General features: G+C 58.5%; 14 protein-coding genes. 2 read left to right on the forward strand and 12 right to left on the reverse strand.

Features of this window, described 5'->3' with window-relative positions; translation table 11 throughout:
* Positions 1-5: 5 nt before the first annotated feature.
* The 8 genes from FFS28_RS03365 to FFS28_RS03400 form a co-directional block, all read right to left on the reverse strand.
* A complete protein-coding gene (locus FFS28_RS03365) occupies positions 6-812 on the reverse strand; it encodes an MBL fold metallo-hydrolase (RefSeq protein ID WP_137848767.1) in 807 nt (268 codons plus the stop codon).
* On the reverse strand, positions 790-1806 hold the full coding sequence (locus FFS28_RS03370; RefSeq protein ID WP_137848768.1) for an NAD-dependent epimerase/dehydratase family protein: 1017 nt from the start codon (positions 1804-1806) through the stop codon (positions 790-792). Before FFS28_RS03370 ends, FFS28_RS03365 begins: the two co-directional genes overlap by 23 nt.
* Complete coding sequence (locus FFS28_RS03375; protein ID WP_137848769.1) at positions 1803-2810, reverse strand: 3-oxoacyl-[acyl-carrier-protein] synthase III C-terminal domain-containing protein; 1008 nt, start codon at positions 2808-2810, stop codon at positions 1803-1805. The genes FFS28_RS03370 and FFS28_RS03375 overlap by 4 nt, the downstream gene beginning before the upstream one ends.
* Before the next feature lie 110 nt (positions 2811-2920).
* Positions 2921-3598 carry a respiratory nitrate reductase subunit gamma gene (gene narI, locus FFS28_RS03380; RefSeq protein WP_006175857.1) on the reverse strand — a complete coding sequence of 226 codons (678 nt, stop codon included), beginning with the start codon at positions 3596-3598 and terminating at the stop codon, positions 2921-2923.
* A complete protein-coding gene (gene narJ / locus FFS28_RS03385) occupies positions 3598-4308 on the reverse strand; it encodes a nitrate reductase molybdenum cofactor assembly chaperone (RefSeq protein ID WP_137848770.1) in 711 nt (236 codons plus the stop codon). Before narJ ends, narI begins: the two co-directional genes overlap by 1 nt.
* Positions 4305-5840, reverse strand: a complete 1536-nt coding sequence (gene narH, locus FFS28_RS03390) for a nitrate reductase subunit beta (RefSeq protein WP_058610246.1) — start codon at positions 5838-5840, stop codon at positions 4305-4307. Before narH ends, narJ begins: the two co-directional genes overlap by 4 nt.
* Positions 5837-9580, reverse strand: coding sequence for a nitrate reductase subunit alpha (locus FFS28_RS03395; protein ID WP_137848771.1), 3744 nt, complete (start codon positions 9578-9580; stop codon positions 5837-5839). Before FFS28_RS03395 ends, narH begins: the two co-directional genes overlap by 4 nt.
* Positions 9581-9960: 380 nt before the next feature.
* The gene (locus FFS28_RS03400) at positions 9961-11358 is read right to left on the reverse strand and encodes a NarK family nitrate/nitrite MFS transporter (protein WP_137848772.1); all 1398 of its coding nucleotides are present in this window, start codon (positions 11356-11358) and stop codon (positions 9961-9963) included.
* A 309-nt stretch (positions 11359-11667) separates the two neighbouring features.
* On the opposite strand from FFS28_RS03400, the gene narX reads away from it, so the two are divergent.
* Both narX and narL read left to right on the forward strand, forming a co-directional pair.
* Complete coding sequence (gene narX / locus FFS28_RS03405; protein ID WP_137848773.1) at positions 11668-13464, forward strand: nitrate/nitrite two-component system sensor histidine kinase NarX; 1797 nt, start codon at positions 11668-11670, stop codon at positions 13462-13464.
* On the forward strand, positions 13457-14107 hold the full coding sequence (gene narL / locus FFS28_RS03410; protein ID WP_003856701.1) for a two-component system response regulator NarL: 651 nt from the start codon (positions 13457-13459) through the stop codon (positions 14105-14107). Before narX ends, narL begins: the two co-directional genes overlap by 8 nt.
* Before the next feature lie 2 nt (positions 14108-14109).
* Here the strand turns inward: narL and FFS28_RS03415 are convergent, their stop codons facing one another.
* From FFS28_RS03415 to FFS28_RS03430, 4 genes are all read right to left on the reverse strand, one after another.
* The gene (locus tag FFS28_RS03415; protein WP_137848774.1) at positions 14110-15516 is read right to left on the reverse strand and encodes a YchO/YchP family invasin; all 1407 of its coding nucleotides are present in this window, start codon (positions 15514-15516) and stop codon (positions 14110-14112) included.
* A 114-nt stretch (positions 15517-15630) separates the two neighbouring features.
* Positions 15631-18117, reverse strand: coding sequence for a nitrate reductase (locus tag FFS28_RS03420; protein ID WP_137848775.1), 2487 nt, complete (start codon positions 18115-18117; stop codon positions 15631-15633).
* Positions 18114-22103, reverse strand: a complete 3990-nt coding sequence (nirB, locus tag FFS28_RS03425; RefSeq protein ID WP_137848776.1) for a nitrite reductase large subunit NirB — start codon at positions 22101-22103, stop codon at positions 18114-18116. Before nirB ends, FFS28_RS03420 begins: the two co-directional genes overlap by 4 nt.
* Positions 22104-22116: 13 nt before the next feature.
* Complete coding sequence (locus FFS28_RS03430; protein ID WP_006175874.1) at positions 22117-22905, reverse strand: ABC transporter ATP-binding protein; 789 nt, start codon at positions 22903-22905, stop codon at positions 22117-22119.
* Positions 22906-22914 lie beyond the last annotated feature (9 nt).

Raw genomic sequence — 22914 nt, forward strand, 5'->3', positions numbered from 1 at the left:
GATGTTCACAAATCGCCCTCATGACACAGATGGATATCCACTTTACCGTTTTTCCAGAGCTGATTGAGTCGCTGGAGCGTCTGGTAATAAGCAGAAGGATCAGACATCACCAGATTGGCAAGCCGCGAAGGTCCGCGCATCTCCCGGTAGTTGTCAGGAGACCAGGCCGCATCTGCAGCCAACAGTGTCCAGCCGTCCTCTGTCAGTACGAATGCACCGAAGTGTCCGGCAGCATGGCCCGCAAGTGGGATCAAAATAATTTCTCCCTGACTGTCTGGCAAAACATAACCCCACTCAAACGGAGCCAGCGCATCGGGCAGCCTCAGGGCTTCAAAACCTTCTATGAAACGTAACGACGACTCAAAATCGGAGGGGAAAAGTCCAGGCACAAATGCCTGACGCAGGGCGGCAAATCCTCTTAGCGCTCTCACCTGCTGCCAGCCCTCACCAGAACAAATACAGCTAACATCGGGGAAATCACGCAGCCCTGCTACGTGATCGGCATGGAAATGCGACAAGATAATCGCATCGATATCGCCCCCGGCCAGGCCTGCCGCGTAAAGCTGTTGAGCCAGAGATTGTTTGGCGTCGAAATAAACCGGCGTGACTTGCCGGTAAATGCGAAAAATGCCCGAGCGCGTGTAGTGTTCAAACCAGGAGGAGTACCCAGTATCCCATAGCCACCGGTGTGAACCGACCTCCAGAAGCCAGGCTCGGGAGGGAAATTTGCACACTCTGAGACCAGCGCCTTTTAGAGCCATGCAGCCGATATGGGTGCAATATCCTGTTTCAAACGCGATAATCTTTGCCATTCGTCCTCAGCCATTCTCCCGTTATCGCGATGCCTTCTGCCATAGAAAAACGAGGGGTATAGCCCAACTCCTCTACGGCTTTTTTAGCGCTCAGTGTCATATCGAAACAAACCGTTCCCGCACTGTAACGGGTGACGGGAGGTTCCTTGTTGATACACTTTCCTATTAATTCCATGCCACGCGCGGCCAGTGACAACATCGGCCAGGGTATTGACCGGATCTGATAGCGTAACCCAAGTTCCTGACGCAACAGCGCGTCAAGCATATCGACTAGCCGCTGCGGCTGGTGATTGGTCACGTTATAGATGCTGCCGGAAAAAAGATGCTGACCACAGGTCGCACGTTCCATGGCAAAGACCACGTTTTGTACAAAGGTCAAATCGAGAAGAGCTTCTCCTCCCCTGGGCAGGCGCAGTATCCCGCCGTCCTGATGTAACTGACGCAGCAGGCGAGGTACGATCACTTTATCATGGGGACCGAAAAGCCCACGCGGACGCAAAATGATGAAAGTTGTCGAACTGTAACTTGCCGCCGCATCTTCAATGATGCGTTCGGCTGCCCGTTTGCTGCTGGCGTAGTGGCTGGAAAATGTGTTCGCCAGGTAGGTTTCAGGAAGATCATAGTGATGTTCAAAATCAAAGTAGACCGCAGGGGTAGAAATATGGACAAAGCGCGAAATACCCGCATTGCCCGCAGCCATCGCCAGTTTTTTTGTTGCAATGACGTTGGCCCGCCAGAAAGCGTCCCGATCACCCCAGGGAGAAGATTTCGCTGCGCAATGCCACACTGCGTCGCATCCTTCCATGAGCCTGGCGCATTGGTCCAGAGACGCCAGGGACAAGTCGAGAGAGATAAAGGTCGCGCCCACATGCTTTAAATGTTCACCTTCGACGTGATTGCGCCCCGTCGCCACTACGCTAAAGCCACGTTCCAGCAAATAGTGAACAGCGTTACGCCCCAGCCCGCTGGTTGCCCCTGTAACCAGAATTTTCATGGCATAAGTACCATGCCTGCAAGCGTAAGACCTGCGGCAGTACCGATAAGCATCGCAGGTTTACCCGGTGTGAAACGGCCACGGCTTACCGCTTCATGCAGCGCCGTGGGGATGGAGGCGGCAACCTGATTGCCGTAGTGACGGTAAATGTCAATTAAGATGGACTCAGGGACGCCCAACCGCTTACGCATGTGTTCAAGAGAAAGATGGCTGGCCTGATGTGGAATGACGGTACCAATCTCCGACAGGTGCAGACCGCATTTTCCCAGCAGTCGCGCGAAGTAGTCATCAATCAGCGAGGAGGCGTACCGGAACAGCGCCTTTCCCTGCATATGGAACATAAAATCACTGTCGTTCAAGCCCGCTCTGGGGTTGCGACGCGTTCCTCCCGCACGGATTTCACAAAGTTCGCTGCCATCCGGGTACATCTCGATCAGACTGGTTATAATCCCGCTGTTGCCGTCACCACGTTCCACGATCGCACACGCCGCACCATCCCCGAAAATCAACGAAGATTCTTCGTGGCTCCAGTCAATGCCCCGCGATGCTAAATCAGCAGAAACAATAGCGATGCGACGATATGTGCCAGTATTCAGTAAACCTGCAGCAACTTCTAAAGCGGAAATAAAGCTGACACAACTGCTATTAATATCGAAACCCGCTATACCAGCGGGCATTCCAGCCGCCTTGATAATATGTACGGCACTGCAGGGAAGCGCCTGTATGGCAACAGCCGATGCACATATCAAAAGGTCTATGGAAGCAGGTGATATCGTCCCGGAATTTAGCGCGTTATGTAGCGCCTGTGCGGCCAACTCGGCTTGACTGGCGGTATGAGAAGCGTGGTAGCGGGTAAGAATACCGGACCGTTTTTCAACGTAGCCAGGCGGTTTTCCCAACCATGAATCCAGTTCGCTGGACGTCAGTCTTTCAGCAGGCAAGGCAATGCCTGTTGAGATTATTTTTATTGCGGCCGAAATTTCCGGCTCTGTTGATTGACCCACACCAGTGCTCCCTTCACTAGCTATTCCAGCCGCTAATGATATAGGAGCCCCTTCTTTACACAATCTGAAAATAACGGGAGCGTGTTGCTCCCGTGTCTGTTTTCAGTCAATTAGCGACGCGCGCGGACAACCTGGTATTTGCGCGTCAGGTACTCTACCGGCACGCTCCAGATATGGACCAGGCGGGAGAACGGGAACAGCACAAACAGGGTCATCCCCAGCACCAGGTGCATGCGGAAGATAAACGCTACGCCGTCGAGATGCTCAGACGCACCGCCGTGGAAGGTCACCACAGACTGCGCCCAGCCGACCAGCTTCATCATCTCGCTGCCGTCCATGTGCTGCGCAGAGAACGGAATGGTCATCAGGCCCAGCGCGCACTGGATAACCAGCACTGACATCACCAGAATATCGGCTGCGGTTGTCGTCGCACGGATGCGCGGGCTGAAGAGGCGGCGTTTCAGCAGCAGCAAGCCGCCCACCAGGCACATCAGGCCCGCAGCACCGCCACCAAACATCGCCATCTTCTGTTTCACGTCCAGCGGCAGCCAGGATTCATACACCCAGTGTGGCGTCAGCATCCCGAAGGCATGCCCGGCGATCACCCCGAGAATACCGATGTGGAACAGGTTCGAGGCCAGGTTCATTCCCTTGCGATCCAGCATCTGGCTGGAGGCCGCACGCCAGGTGTACTGACCATAGTCATAGCGCAGCCAGCTTCCCACCAGGAACACGGTGCCCGCAATGTACGGGTAAATGTCAAAGAAGAACATATTCAGGAAGTGCATTATTGCCGTCCTCCGTTAGAGATATTCAAATATTGCGGGGCAACTGCTCCGGCGAAACGACGCTGGTGAGCAGAAATTTCTGACTCACCGCAGCTCTGGTCAGCAAAGAATTTCACCTGCTCTTCTTCCCAGACGGCATCCAGCGCCTGTGGGGTGTCATCGCGGGCTTCTTCCGCGATTTTTTCCGCCACTTTTTCCGTGTCGATTGCCGCTTTTGCCAGTTTCACCAGCAGTTCGAACAGAATGGCATACGCGCTTTCACGCTGTTGCAGACGCGCGTTCAGCAGCGCCAGAATCGGGGCGATATCCTGCAGGCCGCCCAGCGCCTCTTCCTTTGGCAGCTGCGCCAGATACTCCAGATACAGCGGCAGATGATCCGGCAGCTCGCGGCTGTCGAGCTGCAGGCCATGCTGCTCGTACTGCGCCATCAGGTCTACCATCGCCTGACCGCGGTCGCGGGATTCACCGTGTACGTGTTCGAACAGCAGCAGCGACGTTGCGCGGCCACGGTCGAACAACTGGCTGTAGTCTGCCTGCGCATCAAGCAGATCGCGCGCAAGCAGATCGCGCAGGAAAACGCCCAGCTTCTGGGCATCCTCTTTATCCAGGTTTTCAGATGACGCGAGTGCATCAAAGAGTTCCTGTTGATGCTGCGCAAGCGCAGCATCCGGGTACTCGAGCAGACGCGAAACAATGACGAGTTCAATCATTGGTGCGGCTCCGTTTTGCTGGTCACATCCATAGCATCGATGCGGCGGCTGTTGAACAGGTTGAATTTGGTGTCAGACCCGTGGCAACCGTCGCCAAAGGTAAAGCCACATCCGCTTTTTTCCGGGAAGGCTTCGCGAGCCTGCTCACGGTGGCTGCTTGGTACCACGAAACGGTCTTCGTAGTTCGCAATCGCCAGATAGCGGTACATCTCCTGCGCCTGCGCTTCCGTCAGACCCACCTCTTCCAGCGCACGGGTATCCGTTACGCCGTCAACGGTTTCAGCGCGTTTGAAGTGACGCATCGCCAGCATACGTTTCAGCGCCAGCAGGACCGGCTGGGTATCCCCTGCGGTGAGCAGGTTCGCCAGGTACTGAACCGGGATACGCAGGCTTTCCACGTCCGGCAGGATGCCATTGCTGCCCAGTTCACCTGCGTCAGCCGCAGACTGAATCGGAGACAGAGGTGGCACATACCAGACCATCGGCAGCGTGCGGTATTCCGGATGCAGCGGCAGTGCCAGCTTCCAGTCCATCGCCATTTTGTACACCGGAGACTGCTGCGCCGCGTCGATCACGCTCTGCGGTACGCCGTCTTTCAGCGCTTGCTCGATCACTTTCGGATCGTTCGGATCGAGGAACACGTCCAGCTGGCGCTGATACAGATCTTTTTCGTTTTCGGTGCTGGCTGCGGTTTCAATCGCGTCCGCGTCGTACAACAGCACGCCGAGGTAACGGATACGGCCCACGCAGCTTTCGGAACAGACCGTCGGCATACCGGCTTCAATACGCGGATAGCAGAAGATGCACTTCTCGGACTTACCGCTCTTCCAGTTGAAGTAGATTTTTTTGTACGGGCAACCGGTGATACACATACGCCAGCCGCGGCACTTGTCCTGGTCAATCAGCACGATGCCGTCTTCTTCACGCTTGTAGATAGCACCGCTCGGACAGGTCGCCACACATGCCGGGTTCAGGCAGTGTTCGCACAGACGCGGCAGGTACATCATGAAGGTGTTTTCAAACTGGCCGTACATCGCCTTCTGCATGTTCTCGAAGTTTTTGTCTTTCGACAGCTTCTCGAACTCACCGCCCAGATCGTCTTCCCAGTTCGGGCCTTTCTCGATCTTATCCATGCGCTGCCCGGTGATGAGGGAGCGAGGGCGCGCAATCGGCTGATGTTTACCTTCTGCGGCGTTATGCAGGTTCTGATAGTCAAAATCAAACGGCTCGTAGTAATCGTCGATGCCCGGCAGATGCGGGTTAGCGAAGATTTTACCCAGCAGCATGGCACGGTTACCCATGCGCGGCTGAATTTTGCCGTTGATTTTGCGGATCCAGCCGCCCTTGTATTTTTCCTGGTCTTCCCAGTTGGTCGGGAAACCGGTGCCTGGCTTGGTTTCAACGTTGTTGAACCAGGCATATTCCGTACCTTCACGGCTGGTCCAGACGTTTTTACAGGTGACTGAGCAGGTATGACAGCCGATGCATTTATCCAGATTCAGCACCATGCCGACTTGTGAACGAATTTTCATTTTACGCTCTCCTGTACCTGGTCATTACCTTCGCCATCTAACCAGTTAATATTCTTCATCTTACGAACCACCACGAACTCATCGCGGTTAGACCCTACCGTGCCGTAGTAGTTAAAGCCGTAGGCCAGCTGCGCATAGCCACCGATCATGTGGGTTGGCTTCGGCGTAATACGGGTGACGGAGTTATGAATACCGCCGCGCTGCTCGGTTATTTCTGAGCCAGGAATGTTCACGATACGTTCCTGCGCGTGGTACATCATGGTCATACCTGCGGGTACACGCTGGCTCACTACCGCACGGGCGGTTAATGAACCGTTGCTGTTGAACACTTCGATCCAGTCGTTATCTTTAATACCCAGATCTTTGGCATCCGCTTCGCTCATCCACACAATTGGCCCACCACGACCCAGCGTCAGCATCAGCAGGTTGTCGCTGTAGGTGGAGTGGATACCCCATTTCTGGTGCGGCGTCAGGAAGTTCAGCGCTTTCTCAGGGTTACCGTTGGATTTCTCACCCATCACCGCTTTCACCGAACGGGTGTCGATTGGCGGACGGTACACCAGCAGGCTTTCACCGAAGTCGCGCATCCACTGGTGATCCTGATACAGGGACTGACGTCCGGTCAGGGTGCGCCATGGGATCAGCTCGTGAACGTTGGTGTAACCCGCGTTGTAAGAAACATGCTCATCTTCAAGGCCTGACCAGGTCGGGCTGGAGATGATTTTGCGCGGCTGGGCCTGAATATCGCGGAAGCGGATTTTTTCGTCTTCTTTGTTCAGCGCCAGGTGCTTATGGTCACGACCGGTGAACTCGCTGAGCGCAGCCCAGGCCTTCACGGCAACCTGACCGTTCGTTTCCGGTGCCAGCGTCAGGATCATCTCTGCGGCATCAATGGCAGTGTTCAACATTGGCTGGCCTTTGGCCGGGCCGTCTGCTTTGGTGTAATTGAGCTTACGCAGCAGATCCATTTCGCTCTGGGTGTTCCAGGCGATCCCTTTCCCGCCGTTACCGATTTTCTCCATCAGCGGGCCGATAGAGGTAAAGCGTTCGTAGGTAGCCGGGTAGTCACGTTCAACCGGAATGATGTGCGGCGCGGTGACGCCCGGGATCAGGTCACACTCGCCTTTTTTCCAGTCCTTCACGTCCAGCGGCTGCGCCAGTTCGGCTGCGGAGTCGTGCTGAATTGGCAGCGTAACCACGTCGGTCTCTTTACCCAGGTGACCCACGCACACTTCAGAGAACTTCTCGGCGATGCCTTTGTAGATTTCCCAGTCGCTTTTCGATTCCCATGCCGGGTCAACGGCGGCAGACAGCGGATGAATAAACGGATGCATATCCGACGTATTCATGTCGTCTTTTTCGTACCAGGTCGCGGTTGGCAGAACGATATCGGAATACAGGCAGGTGCTCGACAGACGGAAGTCCAGCGTCACCACCAGATCCAGTTTGCCGTCCAGACCGTTATCTTTCCATTCAACTTCTTCAGGCTTCACGCCGCCCTGCTTGCCGAGATCCTTGCCCTGGATACCGTGGTCGGTACCGAGCAGGTATTTCAGCATGAACTCGTGACCTTTACCGGAAGAGCCCAGCAGGTTGGAGCGCCAGATAAACAGGTTACGCGGATGGTTTTTACCGTTTTCAGGCTGTTCCGCCGCGAAGCGAATGGAGCCTTCCTTCAGGGATTTGACGGTGTAATCTACCGGCGACATGCCCGCTTTTTTCGCCTCTTCTGCGATACGCAGCGGGTTGGTACCCAGCTGTGGCGCAGACGGCAGCCAGCCCATACGCTCGGCGCGCACGTTGAAGTCAATCAGATGGCCGCTGTAGCGGGATTTATCCGCCATTGGCGACAGCAGTTCCTGTGCGGTCACCGTCTCGTAGCGCCACTGGCTGGAGTGGTTATAGAAGTAGGAGGTGCTGTTCATGTGGCGAGCCGGACGCTGCCAGTCAAGCGCAAACGCCAGCGGCTGCCATCCGGTCTGCGGACGCAGTTTTTCCTGACCAACATAGTGTGCCCAACCGCCGCCGCTCTGGCCTACACAGCCACAGAAGATCAGCATGTTGATAAGACCACGATAGTTCATATCGAGGTGGTACCAGTGGTTCAGACCTGCGCCAACGATAATCATTGAACGACCGTGGGTCTTATCCGCATTCTCCGCAAACTCACGGGCGATGCGGGTGATTTGCGCGCGCGGAACGCCGGTGATCTGCTCAGCCCAGGCCGGGGTGTACGCTTTCACGTCGTCATAGCTGGTTGCGCAGTTTTCATCGTTCAGACCGCGTTCCAGACCGTAGTTCGCCATGGTCAGGTCGTATACGGTCGTGACCAGCGCGGTGGAGCCATCCGCCAGCTGCAGGCGTTTCACCGGCAGTTTGTGCATCAGCACGTCCTGCAGCGCAACCTTGTTGAAGTGCTCGGTGCCTTCGCCGCCGAAGTACGGGAAGCCAACGTCAGCGATCTCATCCTGGCTACCCAGCATGCTGAGACGCAGCTCGGTTTCTTCACCAGACGTGCCGTCGCGCTGCTCCAGGTTCCACTTGCCTTTTTCGCCCCAGCGGAAGCCGATAGAGCCGTTTGGCGCAACCAGCTCGCCATTGCTGTTACAGGCAACGGTTTTCCACTCAGGGTTATTTTCCTGACCGAGAGCATCCACCAGATCGGCGGCGCGCAGCATGCGGCCCGCGGCATAGTAGCCATCACGCTCTTCGAGCATGACCAGCATCGGGAAATCGGTGTAGCGACGCACGTAGTCGGTGAAGTACTGGCTCGGTTTATCGAGGTGGAACTCACGCAGCATGACGTGGCCCATCGCCAGCGCCATCGCGGCATCGGTACCCTGCTTCGGTGCCAGCCACAGGTCGCACAGCTTGGCGATTTCAGCGTAGTCCGGGGTGATGGCAACGGTTTTGGTGCCTTTGTAACGCACTTCGGTAAAGAAGTGGGCATCCGGGGTACGGGTCTGCGGTACGTTTGAACCCCAGGCGAGGATGTAGCTGGAGTTATACCAGTCTGCAGATTCAGGAACGTCAGTCTGCTCACCCCAGGTCTGCGGAGACGCTGGCGGTAAATCGCAATACCAGTCGTAGAAGCTCAGACAGGTACCGCCAATCAGGGAGAGATAGCGCGCACCGGACGCATAAGAGACCATCGACATCGCCGGGATCGGCGAGAAGCCTGCCACGCGGTCCGGGCCGTAGGTCTTAACGGTATAGACGTTAGAGGCGGCAATCAGCTCGTTGACTTCTTTCCAGGAGGAACGCACGAAGCCGCCGCGACCACGCGCCTGCTTAAAGCTTCTCGCTTTATCTGCGTCTTCAATAATGGACGCCCACGCCGCAACGGGATCGCTATGCTGAACCTTCGCCTCACGCCACATTTTCATCAGGCGTTTACGCATCAGCGGGTATTTCAGGCGGTTAGCGCTGTAGAGGTACCAGGAGTAGCTGGCACCACGTGGACAGCCGCGCGGTTCATGGTTCGGCAGGTCAGGACGCGTGCGTGGATAATCGGTTTGCTGAACTTCCCAGGTCACCAGACCATTTTTGACGAAAATCTTCCAGCTACATGAACCTGTGCAGTTTACGCCGTGGGTAGAACGCACGACTTTGTCATGCTGCCAGCGCTGACGGTAACCGTCTTCCCAGTCCCGGTTAGTCTCCAGAACCTGGCCGTGCCCATCGGCAAAAGTTTCACCCTTCTGTTTGAAGTAGCGAAACCGGTCCAAAAATTTGCTCATCGGGTATCTCCTGTGTGGAGCCTGTGGCTCTCTAAATCGACATTGCTGATTTGCAGCGAAGGTAACGCTCTGATAGATGACAAGAATTGATAACGATCAAGGCAGGCGGGGTCTTCCGGGGGTGGTATTAGACCAACTACCACCAAAGCGGTAGGATTTTTTATTTTTTATGTAACTGATTATTAAGATAAAAATACTTTTATCCTCTGCTTCACTTGGCATTTTTTAACATCTTAGGTATTAGGGGGTAGACACTCCTGCAAAGTGATGGCGATCGCGGTATTACCCTGGGCGTATCAATGAGACCTGATAAGTATGTTGTAACTAATGAGTGGTCAAAAAAAACGCGGCACGCTGGCCGCGTTAACGGATAATCAAACTTACTTATTTTTCTTAGTATTACGGCCGTATACCAGCCACGTGATAGCCACGCAGGCGATATAGAATACGAGGAATACTTTCATTGCGCCCGCTGGCGACCCGGTCAGGTCCAGAGAGATACCGAACGCCTTCGGAATGAAGAAGCCACCAATCGCGCCAATCGCAGAGATAAAGCCCAGCGCGGCAGCGGTGTCGGTTGCGGCTTCACGCATGGCCTGCTCTTCGCTTCCGCCCTGCGCTTTCACACGATCCATCGTCAGCTTACGGAAGATAACGGAGATCATCTGGAAGGTGGACGCACTGCCCAGCCCGGCCGTCAGGAACAGCACCATGAACACGCCGAAGAAGGCAGTGAAGTTCCCGCCCTGACCATCAGCTGGCAGCGTCAGGAACAACAGCGCACAGAAGACAGCCATCACCACAAAGTTCACCAGCGTCACGCGCGTCCCGCCCAGACGGTCGGAAATCATCCCACCGACAGAACGTGCCAGGGCACCAACGAACGGACCGAAGAAGGCGAACTGCAGGATCTGAATATCCGGGAACTGGGTCTTGGACAGCATCGCAAAGCCCGCGGAGAAACCGATGAATGAACCGAAGGTTGCCAGATACAGCAGCGCCATCACCCACAGGTGGCCGCGCTTCAGCACCGGCAGCTGCTCGCTCAGCGATGCTTTAGACGCGGACAGATCGTTCATAAAGAACCAGGCCGCCAGGGTGAAGATCACCAGGAACGGTACCCAGATCCAGGCCGCGTTCTGCAGGAACAGCGATGAGCCGTCCGGCTGCGTTACGCCACCGCCGCCGAAGGCCGCGAAGATGGAAACGGAGATCGCCAGCGGCGCGATCAGCTGCATGACGCTCACGCCCATGTTGCCCAGACCGCCGTTAATACCCAGCGCGCCGCCCTGCTTCGCTTTCGGGAAGAAGAAGCTGATGTTTGCCATACTGGAAGCAAAGTTTGCGCCAGCAAAGCCGCACAGCAGAGAGATTACCACGAAGACGCTAAACGGCGTGGACGTGTCCTGCACCGCAAAGCCGAGCCAGACGCAGGGAACGATCATGATGCCGGTGCTGAATGCCGTCCAGCGACGACCGCCAAAAACAGGAACCATAAAGGCGTAAGGCACACGCAGCAATGCGCCTGAGAGCGACGGCAGCGCGGTTAACATAAACAGCTGATCGGTGGTAAACGTAAAGCCGACTTTCGGCAGGTTAACCGCCACAGCACTGAACAACATCCATACGCAAAATGCTAACAGCAGACACGGAACGGAAATCCACAGATTTCGGCTTGCAATACGATGGCCGCGCTGTTGCCAGAACGCCGGATCCTCCGGACGCCATTCAGTAATGACGGCACCGGTTTCCCTTTCGGGAGCGGATGAGTGACTCATAGACACCTCTGATTCTCGAATGATGCTGCAAACATTAGGGTTTTAGGGCGGCGGTAAGTTGATATAAATCAAAGGAAAAGTGGGTGGATTTGCGGCGAAAAAAAAGTCATTACCCTTAGTGAGTAGAGGTTTTCGGCAAAAAAGGTGTGGTTTTTCACGGTAATGACGTTTTACGTTCATCCCCTCCTCCCTGCCCTTACTCCGTTGGCAATTTAGGGGTAATCCTTTATTGGTATGGGTATACTCCAGGGTATGGAACAGAATAGCGCCATTCCTGCAGTCAGGTCACGTCAGGAGCCCGGCAAGCCTATGTTAAAAAGATGTTTATCCCCGCTGACGCTGGTCAACCAGCTTGCGCTTATCGTTTTGCTGTCTACCGCCATTGGCGTGACCGGCATGGCTATCTCTGGCTGGCTGGTACAGGGGGTACAGGGTAATGCGCATGCCATCAACGAGGCAGGCTCGCTACGCATGCAGAGTTACCGTCTGCTGGCCTCGGTGCCGCTGAAGCCTGCGCACCAGACGCTGATCGACGACATGGAGCGCACGGCCTTTAGCCCTGAACTGGAAAAAGCCGCGATCCGCGACGGGCAAGAGCCGCAGCTGAAATCCTTACAACACTACTGGCACTCCCAGCTGGAGCCAGGGTTAAAGCGGGCAAAAAGCCCCGAAACCGTGGCCCAGGACGTGGCCGGTTTTGTCTCACGCATTGATAAGCTGGTCTCCTCTTTTGATCAAACGACCGAACTGCGTATTGACCGGGTGGTCATGGTCCACCGGGCGATGGCGGCATTTATGGGCCTGCTGCTGATCTTCACCATCGTCTGGCTGCGCGCGCGCCTGCTGAATCCCTGGAAACAGCTGCTGGCGATGGCCCGGGCGGTTGCCGAGCGCGATTTTTCCCAGCGCGCCCACATCAGTGGCCGTAACGAAATGGCGATGCTGGGACAGGCCCTCAACACCATGTCCGAGGAGCTGTCCGAGAGTTACGCCGTGCTGGAGCAGCGCGTGCAGGAAAAAACAGCCGGGCTTGAGCAGAAAAACGAAATCCTCTCGTTTCTGTGGCAGGCAAACCGTCGCCTGCATATGCAGGTTCCGCTGTGCGAGCGGCTCTCGCCGGTGCTTAACGGCCTGCAAAACCTGACGATGCTCCACGACCTCGAACTGCGCGTTTACGACGTGGAAGACGAAGAAAACCATCAGGAGTTCACCTGCCAGTCCGATCTCTCCTGCGATGAGAAAGGGTGTCACCTCTGCCCGCGCGGTCTGCCGCCGCTCTCCACCAGCGGGACCACGCTGAAGTGGCGTCTGACCGACAGCCATACGCAATACGGGATCTTACTGGCTACGCTGCCGGCAGGCCGACATCTCAGCCACGATCAGCAGCAGCTGGTTGATACGCTGGTGGAACAGCTGACGGCCACCCTGGCGCTTGACCGGCATCAGGAAAAACAGCAGCAGCTGATCGTAATGGAGGAGCGTGCCACCATCGCCCGCGAGCTGCACGACTCTATCGCCCAGTCTCTCTCCTGCATGAAAATGCAGGTAAGCTGTCTGCAGATGCAGGACACCGGGATGCCCGAGAGCAACAAACAGCTCCTGAGCCAGATCCGCAACGAGCTGAACACCTCCTGGGTGCAGTTGCGAGAACTGCTTACCACGTTCCGCCTGCAACTCACCGAGCCTGGCCTGCGCCCCGCGCTGGAGTCCAGCTGCCAGGAATTTAGCGCCCGACTGGGGTTTCCGGTGAAACTGGATTACCAGCTGCCGCCGCGGTTTGTGCCATCCCATCAGGCCATCCATTTACTGCAAATCGCCCGTGAAGCGCTGAGCAACGTGCTCAAACATGCTAACGCGACGGCGGTCACCGTCACCGTCAGCCCGCATGATAATCAGGTCAGGCTCACGGTTCAGGATAACGGCTGCGGCGTGCCGGAAAATGCCGAGAGAACTAACCACTATGGTTTAATCATCATGCGAGACCGCGCGCAAAGCCTGCGCGGTGATTGCCAGGTTCGCCGGGGAGAGTCTGGTGGTACCGAAGTAGTGGTCACTTTTATACCCGAAAAGTCCCTTATCACTTCTCAAGGAGAAAACCATGACTAATCAGGAACCGGCCTCTATCCTGTTGATCGACGATCATCCGATGCTGCGTACCGGCGTGAAACAGCTCGTCAGCATGGCACCGGATATTACCGTCGTCGGCGAAGCCAGCAACGGCGAACAGGGTATTGAGCTTGCCGAATCGCTCGATCCTGATTTGATCCTGCTCGATCTTAATATGCCAGGCATGAACGGCCTGGAGACGCTCGACAAGCTGCGTGAAAAATCGCTTTCCGGGCGCGTGGTGGTGTTCAGCGTGTCGAACCATGAAGAAGACGTGGTCACGGCGCTGAAGCGCGGCGCGGACGGTTATCTGCTGAAAGATATGGAGCCAGAAGATCTGCTCAAGGCGCTGCAGCAGGCCGCCGCCGGTGAAATGGTTCTGAGCGAAGCGTTAACCCCGGTGCTGGCCGCCAGCTTACGCGCGAACCGCGCCACCTCTGACCGCGACGTCAGCCAGCTTACCCCGCGCGAGCGCGACATCCTCAAGCTGATTGCCCAGGGGCTGCCGAACAAGATGATCGCTCGTCGCCTCGACATCACCGAAAGCACGGTTAAAGTGCATGTGAAGCACATGCTGAAAAAAATGAAGTTAAAATCCCGCGTTGAAGCCGCCGTGTGGGTTCATCAGGAGCGTATTTTTTAATTTCAGTCATCCGGCAGCAGCTTCCACCGCGGGTCGTCGTCAGGCATGACCACAAGCGGCTGCACCACCGTTAGCGTGATCTCATTGGAAGAGACGCGCTGCCCGTCTTTATCTTCCGCCACTACCGACAGCCGCCAGCGGTTGGTCGCCCCTTCGCGCGCGTCCCATGCCGGGATAATAATGCTCCAGCCGTCGCTGCTGGTACTGTTGGCCGGCGACGTCAGGCTCAGCGCCTGCGTATCTCCCTGCCAGTGAAGCTGACGAATACCGTGCGTGCTGCGGATCTGCAGCTTGAGCATCACCGTTTCGCCACCTTTTAAATCCCACGGCGGCGTCGCCAGGTAGACCGACAGCGTTTTGCGCTGGCGGAACTCCATTACCGGCAGGCTGTTACGTTCGGCAGGATCATAGCGGCTGCCCCGAAGCGATCGCGTTGCCGCCACCTCTCCGGCAGACAACTGCTTCGCCAGCGGTACGCCAAACCGATAGTTGAGCTTCAGCCCAAGGTTGTTCTGGCTGACCCCGCTCTCCCCCTGCTTGTGGGCGGCAGAGATTGTCACCAGCGGCACGGGGGTGTAGTCCAGCCCCAGATTGACCGCCATCGGATTGTGATAGCCGGTTCCGCTGTTAAAGAGATCCACGCTGTCGCCAAAATACTGCTCGAAGCTGACGCTGGTATTCAGATGATGGAACCACGGCAGCCAGGCTTTGGCCGTGACGTCGTACCCGCGGGCCATACGCTGCTCCTGCACGTCTGAATCGTCTCGCCAGCCGGCAAACGGCTGATAGTAGTTGGCGGAAAGCCGCAGGTTTTGCCCCCAGGCCTCTGCCCCCAGCCCGGCGCGCTGAAGATTTTCGTCCAGCAGGTTGTCATAAAAGGTGTTGTAGCCCAGCAGCCAGTTTCCGGCGACCCAGCGCTGGCCGACCCCGGCGTTGCTTACCAGCCCGTCGGTTTGCTGCGTCAGGCCAAGCTGACTCCAGCTCAGATAGCGGTTGTTATCGTTCCAGGGGATAAACCAGCTCCCGCTGCTGCCGTTGAAGGTTCCGTTATCGTCCACCCGCACATTGACGCTGGCGTTGCCCCAGGGCGAAAGCCAGGATTCAATCTGCTCATTCACCTCGCCGCTCACCGCATCACGCACCTTGCCAAACGCAAACTGCCGGGCCTGCTCGCTCGTCGTCAAGCCGTTATCGGTCATGCTGGCCTCGCCAAACGCCTTTGCCATTTCGGCGAGGTGCTTTTCGCCTTCTGAGGTGGGTTTGGCAAGTCCGAGGTCCGGCAGCGAATCTCCGTTGTTATCAAACGGATTTTGCGCCTGCTGGACAAAGGAATTCGGCGCACCGTAAACGGCTCCGGCCGACAGGAGAGGAAGGAAAAACAGCGAACGAATGCGGGGCGATACAACCATCAACGTCGTGATAAGCGCCTGTTTGAGTAAGAAGACGGTTATAGCTTAACGTCCCGGGCGAAGAAATACAGCCTGAACGCGAATTTCAGGAATAACCTGAAACGCCCACCGCCTTTACGCCTTCACCCCAAAGAAGCCTTTCAGCTCCGGCACGCAGGATCCGCAGTTGGTCCCACAGCGCAGCTTTACCCCCAGCGCCGCAGCGGAATCGCAGCCACCAGCAATCGCCTCGCGAATGGTGTTTTCGCCGACGTTAAAACAGCTACAGATGATGCGCCCCGGATCCAGGCGTGCGCCGGGCGGCTGGCCGTGGAGCAACGCATGACGTTCCGCCAGCTGAACGGGGGCGGCGCGGAACGCCTCTTCGATAAACCCGTGCGCCAGTTCCGGTAAACGGGTGCTTTCCCAGAAGCCGAGCATCAGTGCCCCGTCGTGCCAGGCCAGTACGCTCCCCCGCTCACCGGCACGGGCAATTTGTACCTGCCAGCCCTGCGCGGTGCTGTAATCAATAGCCCACGCCAGCAGCGGCTTATCTCCCGCGACCGTCAGCCGTGTTGCCTTGCGCCACCCGTGTACGAAAGGCGGCAGCGCGGGCATTTCGCGGGCATACAACTCGCCCTGCCAGGCGGGCTGCCAGGGCGCGATCCGCACGGCGGTTTGCTTGCTCTCCGGCTGGCCGGATAACGGGTCGCAACGCCCGGCAATAAGGGCGTTCACCTTGCCCTGCCGGGCAAACTGGTTGTTCCAGTGCATCGGGGCAAACAGTTCCCCTTCGCGCGGGTGGGTAGTGATGCACACTCTGGCGACCATCACACCGCGCGGCGAGCTGATCCGCGCCAGCCCGCCGTCGTGCAGGGCAAAACGCAACGCGTCGGTCGGACACACCTCAACCTGCGGCTCGGCAATGTGCTGCATCAGCCTGGGGACGTGGCCCGTGCGGGTCATGGTATGCCACTGATCGCGGATGCGTCCGGTGTTCAGCACCAGCGGATAGAGCACATCCGGCGTTGCGCCGTGTGGCTGAGGCTCTACCGGTACGATGTCCCGGCGCGGGAACGCCCCTGTCGGCCACTGGTACGGTTCCAGGTCATCCCACGCCTCGCGCGTCAGGGCGACAAGCGCCTGCAGGTTTAGCGCCCGCTTGCCGTTGTTCTCAAAGGCGGTCAGCGCGGCATGCTCGCAAAAAATCTCATGGGGATGTTCCCAGCCAAACGCCGCGCCGTGGCCGAGGGCCGTGGCCACCTGCGCGATAATCCACCAGTCTGCTTTCGCCTCGCCGGGTGCGGGCAGAAAGGAACGCTGGCGCGAGATGCGACGCTCCGAGTTGGTCACCGTTCCGTTTTTCTCTCCCCATCCCAGCGCCGGGAAGCGAATGTGGGCGAACCGGCTGGTATCTGTCTCCTGCATGACCTCAGAAACGATTACCAGCGGGCAGGCTGCCAGCGCCTGACACACGGCGTGGCTGTCCGGCATCGACACCGCAGGGTTGGTGCCCATGATCCACACCGCTTTCACCTCCCCTCGCGCGATGGCGTCGAATAACTCCACCGCCATCAGCCCCGGCGTTTGCGCCAGCCGTTCCGTTCCCCAGAAGCGGGCGACCCGCGCGAGATCGTCCGATTCGAAATGCATATGTGCCGCCAGTTGATTCGCCAGCCCGCCCACTTCCCGGCCCCCCATGGCATTTGGCTGACCGGTCAGAGAAAACGGGCCGCAGCCCTGCCGGGCGAATTTGCCGCTGGCGAGATGCACGTTAATGATGGCGTTACATTTATCACTGCCGCTGGCCGACTGGTTGATCCCCATGGTGTAAAGCGTGATGACGCGGGGTGCGGTGATAAACATGTCGTAAAACTGGTTAATCGCTGCGGCTGAAAGATCGCAAAATTCCGCTACCCGCTCAGCCGGCCAGTCAGCGGTTCCCTGGATGCGATTGAGCAGGCCGACGAACAGCCCGGCGTCGCTGCCGGGTCTGAGCGCCAGATGCAGGTCGGCGATATCGCAGGTGGCGGTTTTACGCGGATCGATCACCACCACCCTCATCGCCGGATGACTCTGGCGCGCCTGCACCAGCCGCTGATACAGCACCGGATGCGTCCAGGCCGCGTTCGACCCGACCAGCACCACCAGATCGCTGTTTTCGATGTCCTCGTAACTGCACGGCACCACGTCTTCGCCAAACGCCCGCTTGTAGCCCACGACGGCGGAGGACATACACAGGCGGGAGTTGGTATCGATATTGGCCGCGCCGATAAACCCCTTCATCAGCTTGTTGGCCGCGTAGTAATCTTCGGTGAGCAACTGGCCGGAGGCGTAAAAGGCCACCGCCTGAGGGCCATAGCGGTCGATAATGTCCCGCAACCGCTCGCCCGCGTTGTGCACCGCCTGCGGCCAGTCGGCCTCCTGGCCGTCGACGACGGGCCGCAATAAGCGCCCCTGCAGGCCGGTGGTTTCCCCTAACGCCGAGCCTTTCACGCAGAGCCTGCCATAGTTGGCGGGATGGCGCTCGTCGCCGCGCACGGTAACCTTTTCACCTTCCGTTCGGGCAATCACCCCGCAGCCCACCCCGCAGTAGGGGCACGTGGTCCGGGTCTCGTTCATGATGCCTCCGCGCGCATAACCAGCTCTTCGTTGCCCACCCACACTTTGCCGTTCTCAATTTTTACCGGCCACGCGCGCACGGCAGGCTCGCCGCTGTCAAACTGACGCCCGTCGCGCAGGCGAATACGCAGCTTATACAGGGGCGAGATCACCACGGGTTCGCCGCCCGCATCGCCCAGAATACCGCGCGAGAGCACGTTGGCGCGGCTGCCCGGCTCGCGGTCATCAAGGGCATAAACCGACTGACCAAAGCGGAACAGCGCGATCGATTTCCGCCCCAGGCGCGCGCCGATCCCCGCCTGCTCGGGAATATCCTCCAGTCCGCAGATCGCCTGCCAGCGTTTGTTTTCATCCGTGGGCTGACTGTTCACTTCGGTGCGGAACAGCGCCAGGCGGTTTGGATCGCTGAGCGTGGTTTGCCATTCGCACTGGTAGGTGTCCACCACGCGGGCCATCTCCTGCTCCAGTTCGTGCGCAATGCCAAGGCTGTCATCAAGAATGACCTGGCGCAGATAGTCGAGGCCGCCCTCAAGATTGTCCATCCAGGTGCTGGTGCGCTGCAGGCGATCCGCCGTGCGGATATAGAACATCAGGAAGCGGTCGACGGTGCGGATCAGCGTCTCTTCATCCAGGTCGCTGGCGAAGAGATCCGCGTGGCGCGGTTTCATCCCGCCGTTGCCGCAAAGGTAGAGATTCCAGCCTTTGTCCGTGGCGATCACCCCGACATCTTTGCTCTGCGCCTCGGCGCACTCGCGGGTACAGCCGGAAACCGCCATTTTTATCTTATGCGGTGCCCGCAGGCCTTTGTAGCGGTGCTCCAGTTTTACCGCGAGACCCGTGGAGTCCTGCACGCCGTAGCGACACCAGGTGGACCCCACGCAGGATTTCACCGTGCGCAGCGACTTACCGTAGGCGTGCCCGGTCTCAAACCCGGCCTCCACCAGCGCCTGCCAGATCGCCGGCAGCTGGTCGAGCGTCGCGCCAAACAGGTCGATACGCTGCCCGCCGGTGATCTTACTGTACAGGCTGTAGCGCTTCGCAATCTGGCCGATGGCAATCAGCCCGTCGGCAGAGACCTCCCCGGCAGGCATACGCGGCACGATGGAGTAGGTACCGTCTTTCTGGATGTTGGCAAAGTAGCGGTCGTTGGTGTCCTGCAGCGGCAGATGTGCCGGTTTAAGCAGATACTCGTTCCAGCACGAGGCCAGCACCGAGCCGACCAGCGGTTTGCAAATTTCACACCCGTGCCCGTGACCATAGCGACCAATCAGTTGTTCGAAGGTGCGTATATGATTCACGCGAACGAGGTGGTAGATCTCCTGTCGCGAGTACGGGAAGTGTTCGCAGATATCCTTTTTCACCTCCACGCCCTGCCCGGCAAGCTGGAACTCCATCACCTGTTTAACCAGGGCACTACAGCCGCCGCAGCCCGTAGCCGCTTTGGTGCACTGTTTAATGGCTCCCATATCCATCGCGCCGTCGCTCACGGCCCGGCAGATATCACCTTTGCTGACGTTATGGCAGGAACAGATCTGCGCGTTTTCCGGCAGCGCCGCGACGCCCAGCGCTTTTGGCGCACTGCCGGACAACGCAGGCAGAATCAGCGTTTCCGGCTCTTTCGGCAGGCTAATCCCGTTAAGCATCATCTGCACCAGGGTGGCATATTCACCGGCATCGCCCACCAGCACGCCACCGAGCAGGGTTTTCCCGTCGTGGCTGACCACAATTTTTTTATAGACTTGCTGCGGGCCGTGGGTCCACTGGTAGCTTAACGCCCCCGACGTACGGCCATGGGCATCGCCAAACGAGGCCACGTCCACGCCGAGCAGCTTCAGTTTGGTGCTCATGTCGGCACCCGTAAACTGTGTTTCTTCTCCTGCCAGCGCCGCCGCCGCGACGCGCGCCATCTGGTATCCCGGTGCCACCAGGCCGAAGATTTTACCCTCCCACAGCGCGCACTCCCCGACGGCGAACACATCGGGATCGGATGTCCGGCACTGGTCATCAATGCCAATCCCTCCGCGCTCGCCTGTCGTCAGGCCGCTGCTGCGCGCCAGCGCATCCTGCGGGCGGATCCCGGCGGAAAAGACCACGATATCCGTTTCAAGCGTGCCACCGTCGGCGAAACGCAGAGCCAGACCGTCATCGGTGCGCGCAATCTCAGTGGTGGCTTTCCCGGTGTAGACTCCTACGCCGAGCGCCTCTATTTTCTTACGCAGCATTGCCGCGCCGTCGTTATCGAGCTGCACCGCCATCAGATTGGGCGCGAACTCCACCACGTCGGTCTTAAGCCCAAGCTGCCTGAGGGCGTTGGCGGCCTCCAGCCCCAGCAGGCCGCCGCCGATCACCACACCACGACGCGCATGCTTAGCCCGTGCGGCAATACTATCGAGGTCGTCGAGGGTGCGGTAGACAAAGCAGCCCGGCAGATCGTTGCCCGGCACCGGCGGGACGAACGGATACGAGCCGGTGGCGAGCACCAGTTTGTCCCAGTGGGTTTCGTGCCCGCTGGCGGTTCGCACTACGCGCGCGTCGCGATCGATAGCCACCACCTGCTGCGACAGGCGCAGCTCAATGCCGTTATCGGCAAAGAAATTGCCTTCAACCAGCGAGAGGGAGTCGGCGCTGCGCCCGCCAAAATACTCTGACAAGTGGACGCGGTCGTAAGCGGCATGGCGCTCTTCGCCAAAGACCACAATCTGATAAGCCGTGTGCACGTTACGGTTAACGCACTCTTCAAGGAAATGATGGCCGACCATACCGTGTCCAACCACCACCAGCGTAGGTTTTGTCATAGCGTTGTGTCCTGCAACCTGCGGTTGCGTCGTCGTGAATTGATCGAACAGCCAGTCCACGCGTGCGGGAGCAGCCGTAGCCAGTAAATCGGTAAATGTCGCCGCGCTGCGGCAGTCCCCCATCAGCAGCACCCCTGCCAGCGCGCCGCGATGGATCAGTAAACGCCGGTAGTGCCGGGTCAGCGGGTCCCACGTGCTCCAGACCACATCGTCAGGCTGCATGGCCGCGCGTCCGGCGGTGAACAACTCCACGCCGGTAACCTTGAGGCGCATGCCGCCGTCGGTCAGCGCAAAGGGTGACGCCACCTCTCCGGCAAGCCGGGCGGCGAGGATATCCGCCTGGGCTAGACAGGGGGCGACCAGGCCAAACGTCTGCCCGTCAATTTCGCAGCATTCGCCTATGGCGCTCACCTGCGGGACGGAGGTTTGCATCTGATGGTTAACCACAATGCCCCGGGCGCAGCGCAGACCGCTGGCCTTTGCCAGGGCGACGTCGGGCTGAACGCCGGTGGCGAGAACAACGCGAGCGGCATCAAGTCGCCGCTGGTTAAGCAACGTGACGGAGTCGGCAGCCACGGCTGCGATCCCGGTTGAGAGTTCGCAGCGAACGCCGCGCGCCGCCAGCGCCTCTTCCAGCAACAGCCCTGCCTGCTGGTCAAGCTGCTGATCCATCAGCCACGGCCCGCGATGCACCAGCGTGACGTTGTCACCGTTTCGCGCCAGCGCGGCAGCCGCCTCGACGCCCAGCACGCCGCCGCCCAACACCACCGAAGGACCGTCCGTGGCGAGAATCGCGCGGGTATCCTCAAGGGTGCGAAACGTGAAGACGTGCGGCGCCTCAAGCCCGGGTATCGGCGGCACAAAGGGCTGTGACCCGGTGGCAAAGACCAGTTCATCCCAACGCAGGGTCTGGTGCCGGGTGTGCACTTCCCGCCGCACCCTGTCCACTGCAATTGCCTTTTCCCCTCTGTGGACGGTGACGCCGCGCTGGCGATACCAGTCATCGTCCTGCAGGCGAAGGGTCGCCGCCTGTTTTTCCCCGCCAAGCACCGGCGAAAGCTGGATGCGGTTGTAGGCGTGCTCAGGCTCGTCGCCAATGACCGTGATGGCAAAGCGACCGGGCGCGCGCTCCGTCAGGGAGGCAATCAGCCGCGTTGCTGCCATTCCATTACCGATAATCACCAGTCGCATCGTGGCCTCCTCGTTACGCCGCCTTAGGCTGTTTTTCATAGAGGAAATGCAGGATCTGCTGGCGCATGTGGTGATAGCGGCTGTCGTCAGCCAGCTGCACCCGGTTTCGCGGACGCGGCAGGTCAACCTGGAGGATCTCCCCGACGGTGGCCGCCGGGCCGTTGGTCATCATCAGCACACGGTCGGAGAGCAGCACCGCCTCGTCGACATCATGGGTGATAAGCACGATGGTGGTGTTCAGCGCCTGCTGAATTTTCATCACCGAGTCCTGAAGGTGCGCGCGGGTCAGGGCATCCAGCGCGCCGAAAGGCTCATCCATCAGCAACACTTTGGGCTTCATCGCCAGCGCGCGGGCGATACCAACGCGCTGTTTCATCCCACCGGAGATCTCCGACGGACGCTTGTGCAGCGCATGGCCCATCTGCACGCGATCGAGATTGTGTTCGATCCACTCCCTGCGCTCGGCCTTACTCATGGTGCGGCGAAACACCTGGTCCACCGCCAGCGCCACGTTGTCGAAGCAGGTGAGCCACGGCAGCAGCGAGTGGTTCTGAAACACCACCGCCCGCTCTGGCCCCGGCCCGGCGATTTCACGGTTATCGCAGATAATCCCGCCCTCCGTCGGCAATGCGATCCCCGCGATAAGGTTCAGCAGCGTGGATTTACCGCACCCGGAGTGACCAATCAGGCTGACGGTTTCCCCTTCATGGATATCAAACGAGACGTTTTGCAGCGCCAGAAACTCACCGCTGGCGGTGGAAAAGCGCTGGCTCACGGCCTGCACCTGAATTAACGGTTTCATAGTCACTCC

Source organism: Enterobacter sp. 2VL (genome assembly GCF_005503595.1).
In the GTDB taxonomy this organism is placed as follows: domain Bacteria; phylum Pseudomonadota; class Gammaproteobacteria; order Enterobacterales; family Enterobacteriaceae; genus Enterobacter; species Enterobacter cancerogenus.

What these genes read in the sequence shown, in the direction of transcription:
- FFS28_RS03430 (WP_006175874.1), bottom strand. Translation starts at nt 22,905, where the DNA reads ATGAAACCGTTAATTCAGGTGCAGGCCGTGAGCCAGCGCTTTTCCACC.
- narX (WP_137848773.1), top strand. Translation starts at nt 11,668, where the DNA reads ATGTTAAAAAGATGTTTATCCCCGCTGACGCTGGTCAACCAGCTTGCG.
- FFS28_RS03415 (WP_137848774.1), bottom strand. Translation starts at nt 15,516, where the DNA reads ATGGTTGTATCGCCCCGCATTCGTTCGCTGTTTTTCCTTCCTCTCCTG.
- FFS28_RS03400 (WP_137848772.1), bottom strand. Translation starts at nt 11,358, where the DNA reads ATGAGTCACTCATCCGCTCCCGAAAGGGAAACCGGTGCCGTCATTACT.
- narH (WP_058610246.1), bottom strand. Translation starts at nt 5,840, where the DNA reads ATGAAAATTCGTTCACAAGTCGGCATGGTGCTGAATCTGGATAAATGC.
- narL (WP_003856701.1), top strand. Translation starts at nt 13,457, where the DNA reads ATGACTAATCAGGAACCGGCCTCTATCCTGTTGATCGACGATCATCCG.
- FFS28_RS03395 (WP_137848771.1), bottom strand. Translation starts at nt 9,580, where the DNA reads ATGAGCAAATTTTTGGACCGGTTTCGCTACTTCAAACAGAAGGGTGAA.
- FFS28_RS03365 (WP_137848767.1), bottom strand. Translation starts at nt 812, where the DNA reads ATGGCAAAGATTATCGCGTTTGAAACAGGATATTGCACCCATATCGGC.
- narI (WP_006175857.1), bottom strand. Translation starts at nt 3,598, where the DNA reads ATGCACTTCCTGAATATGTTCTTCTTTGACATTTACCCGTACATTGCG.
- FFS28_RS03370 (WP_137848768.1), bottom strand. Translation starts at nt 1,806, where the DNA reads ATGAAAATTCTGGTTACAGGGGCAACCAGCGGGCTGGGGCGTAACGCT.
- narJ (WP_137848770.1), bottom strand. Translation starts at nt 4,308, where the DNA reads ATGATTGAACTCGTCATTGTTTCGCGTCTGCTCGAGTACCCGGATGCT.
- FFS28_RS03420 (WP_137848775.1), bottom strand. Translation starts at nt 18,117, where the DNA reads ATGAACGAGACCCGGACCACGTGCCCCTACTGCGGGGTGGGCTGCGGG.
- nirB (WP_137848776.1), bottom strand. Translation starts at nt 22,103, where the DNA reads ATGCGACTGGTGATTATCGGTAATGGAATGGCAGCAACGCGGCTGATT.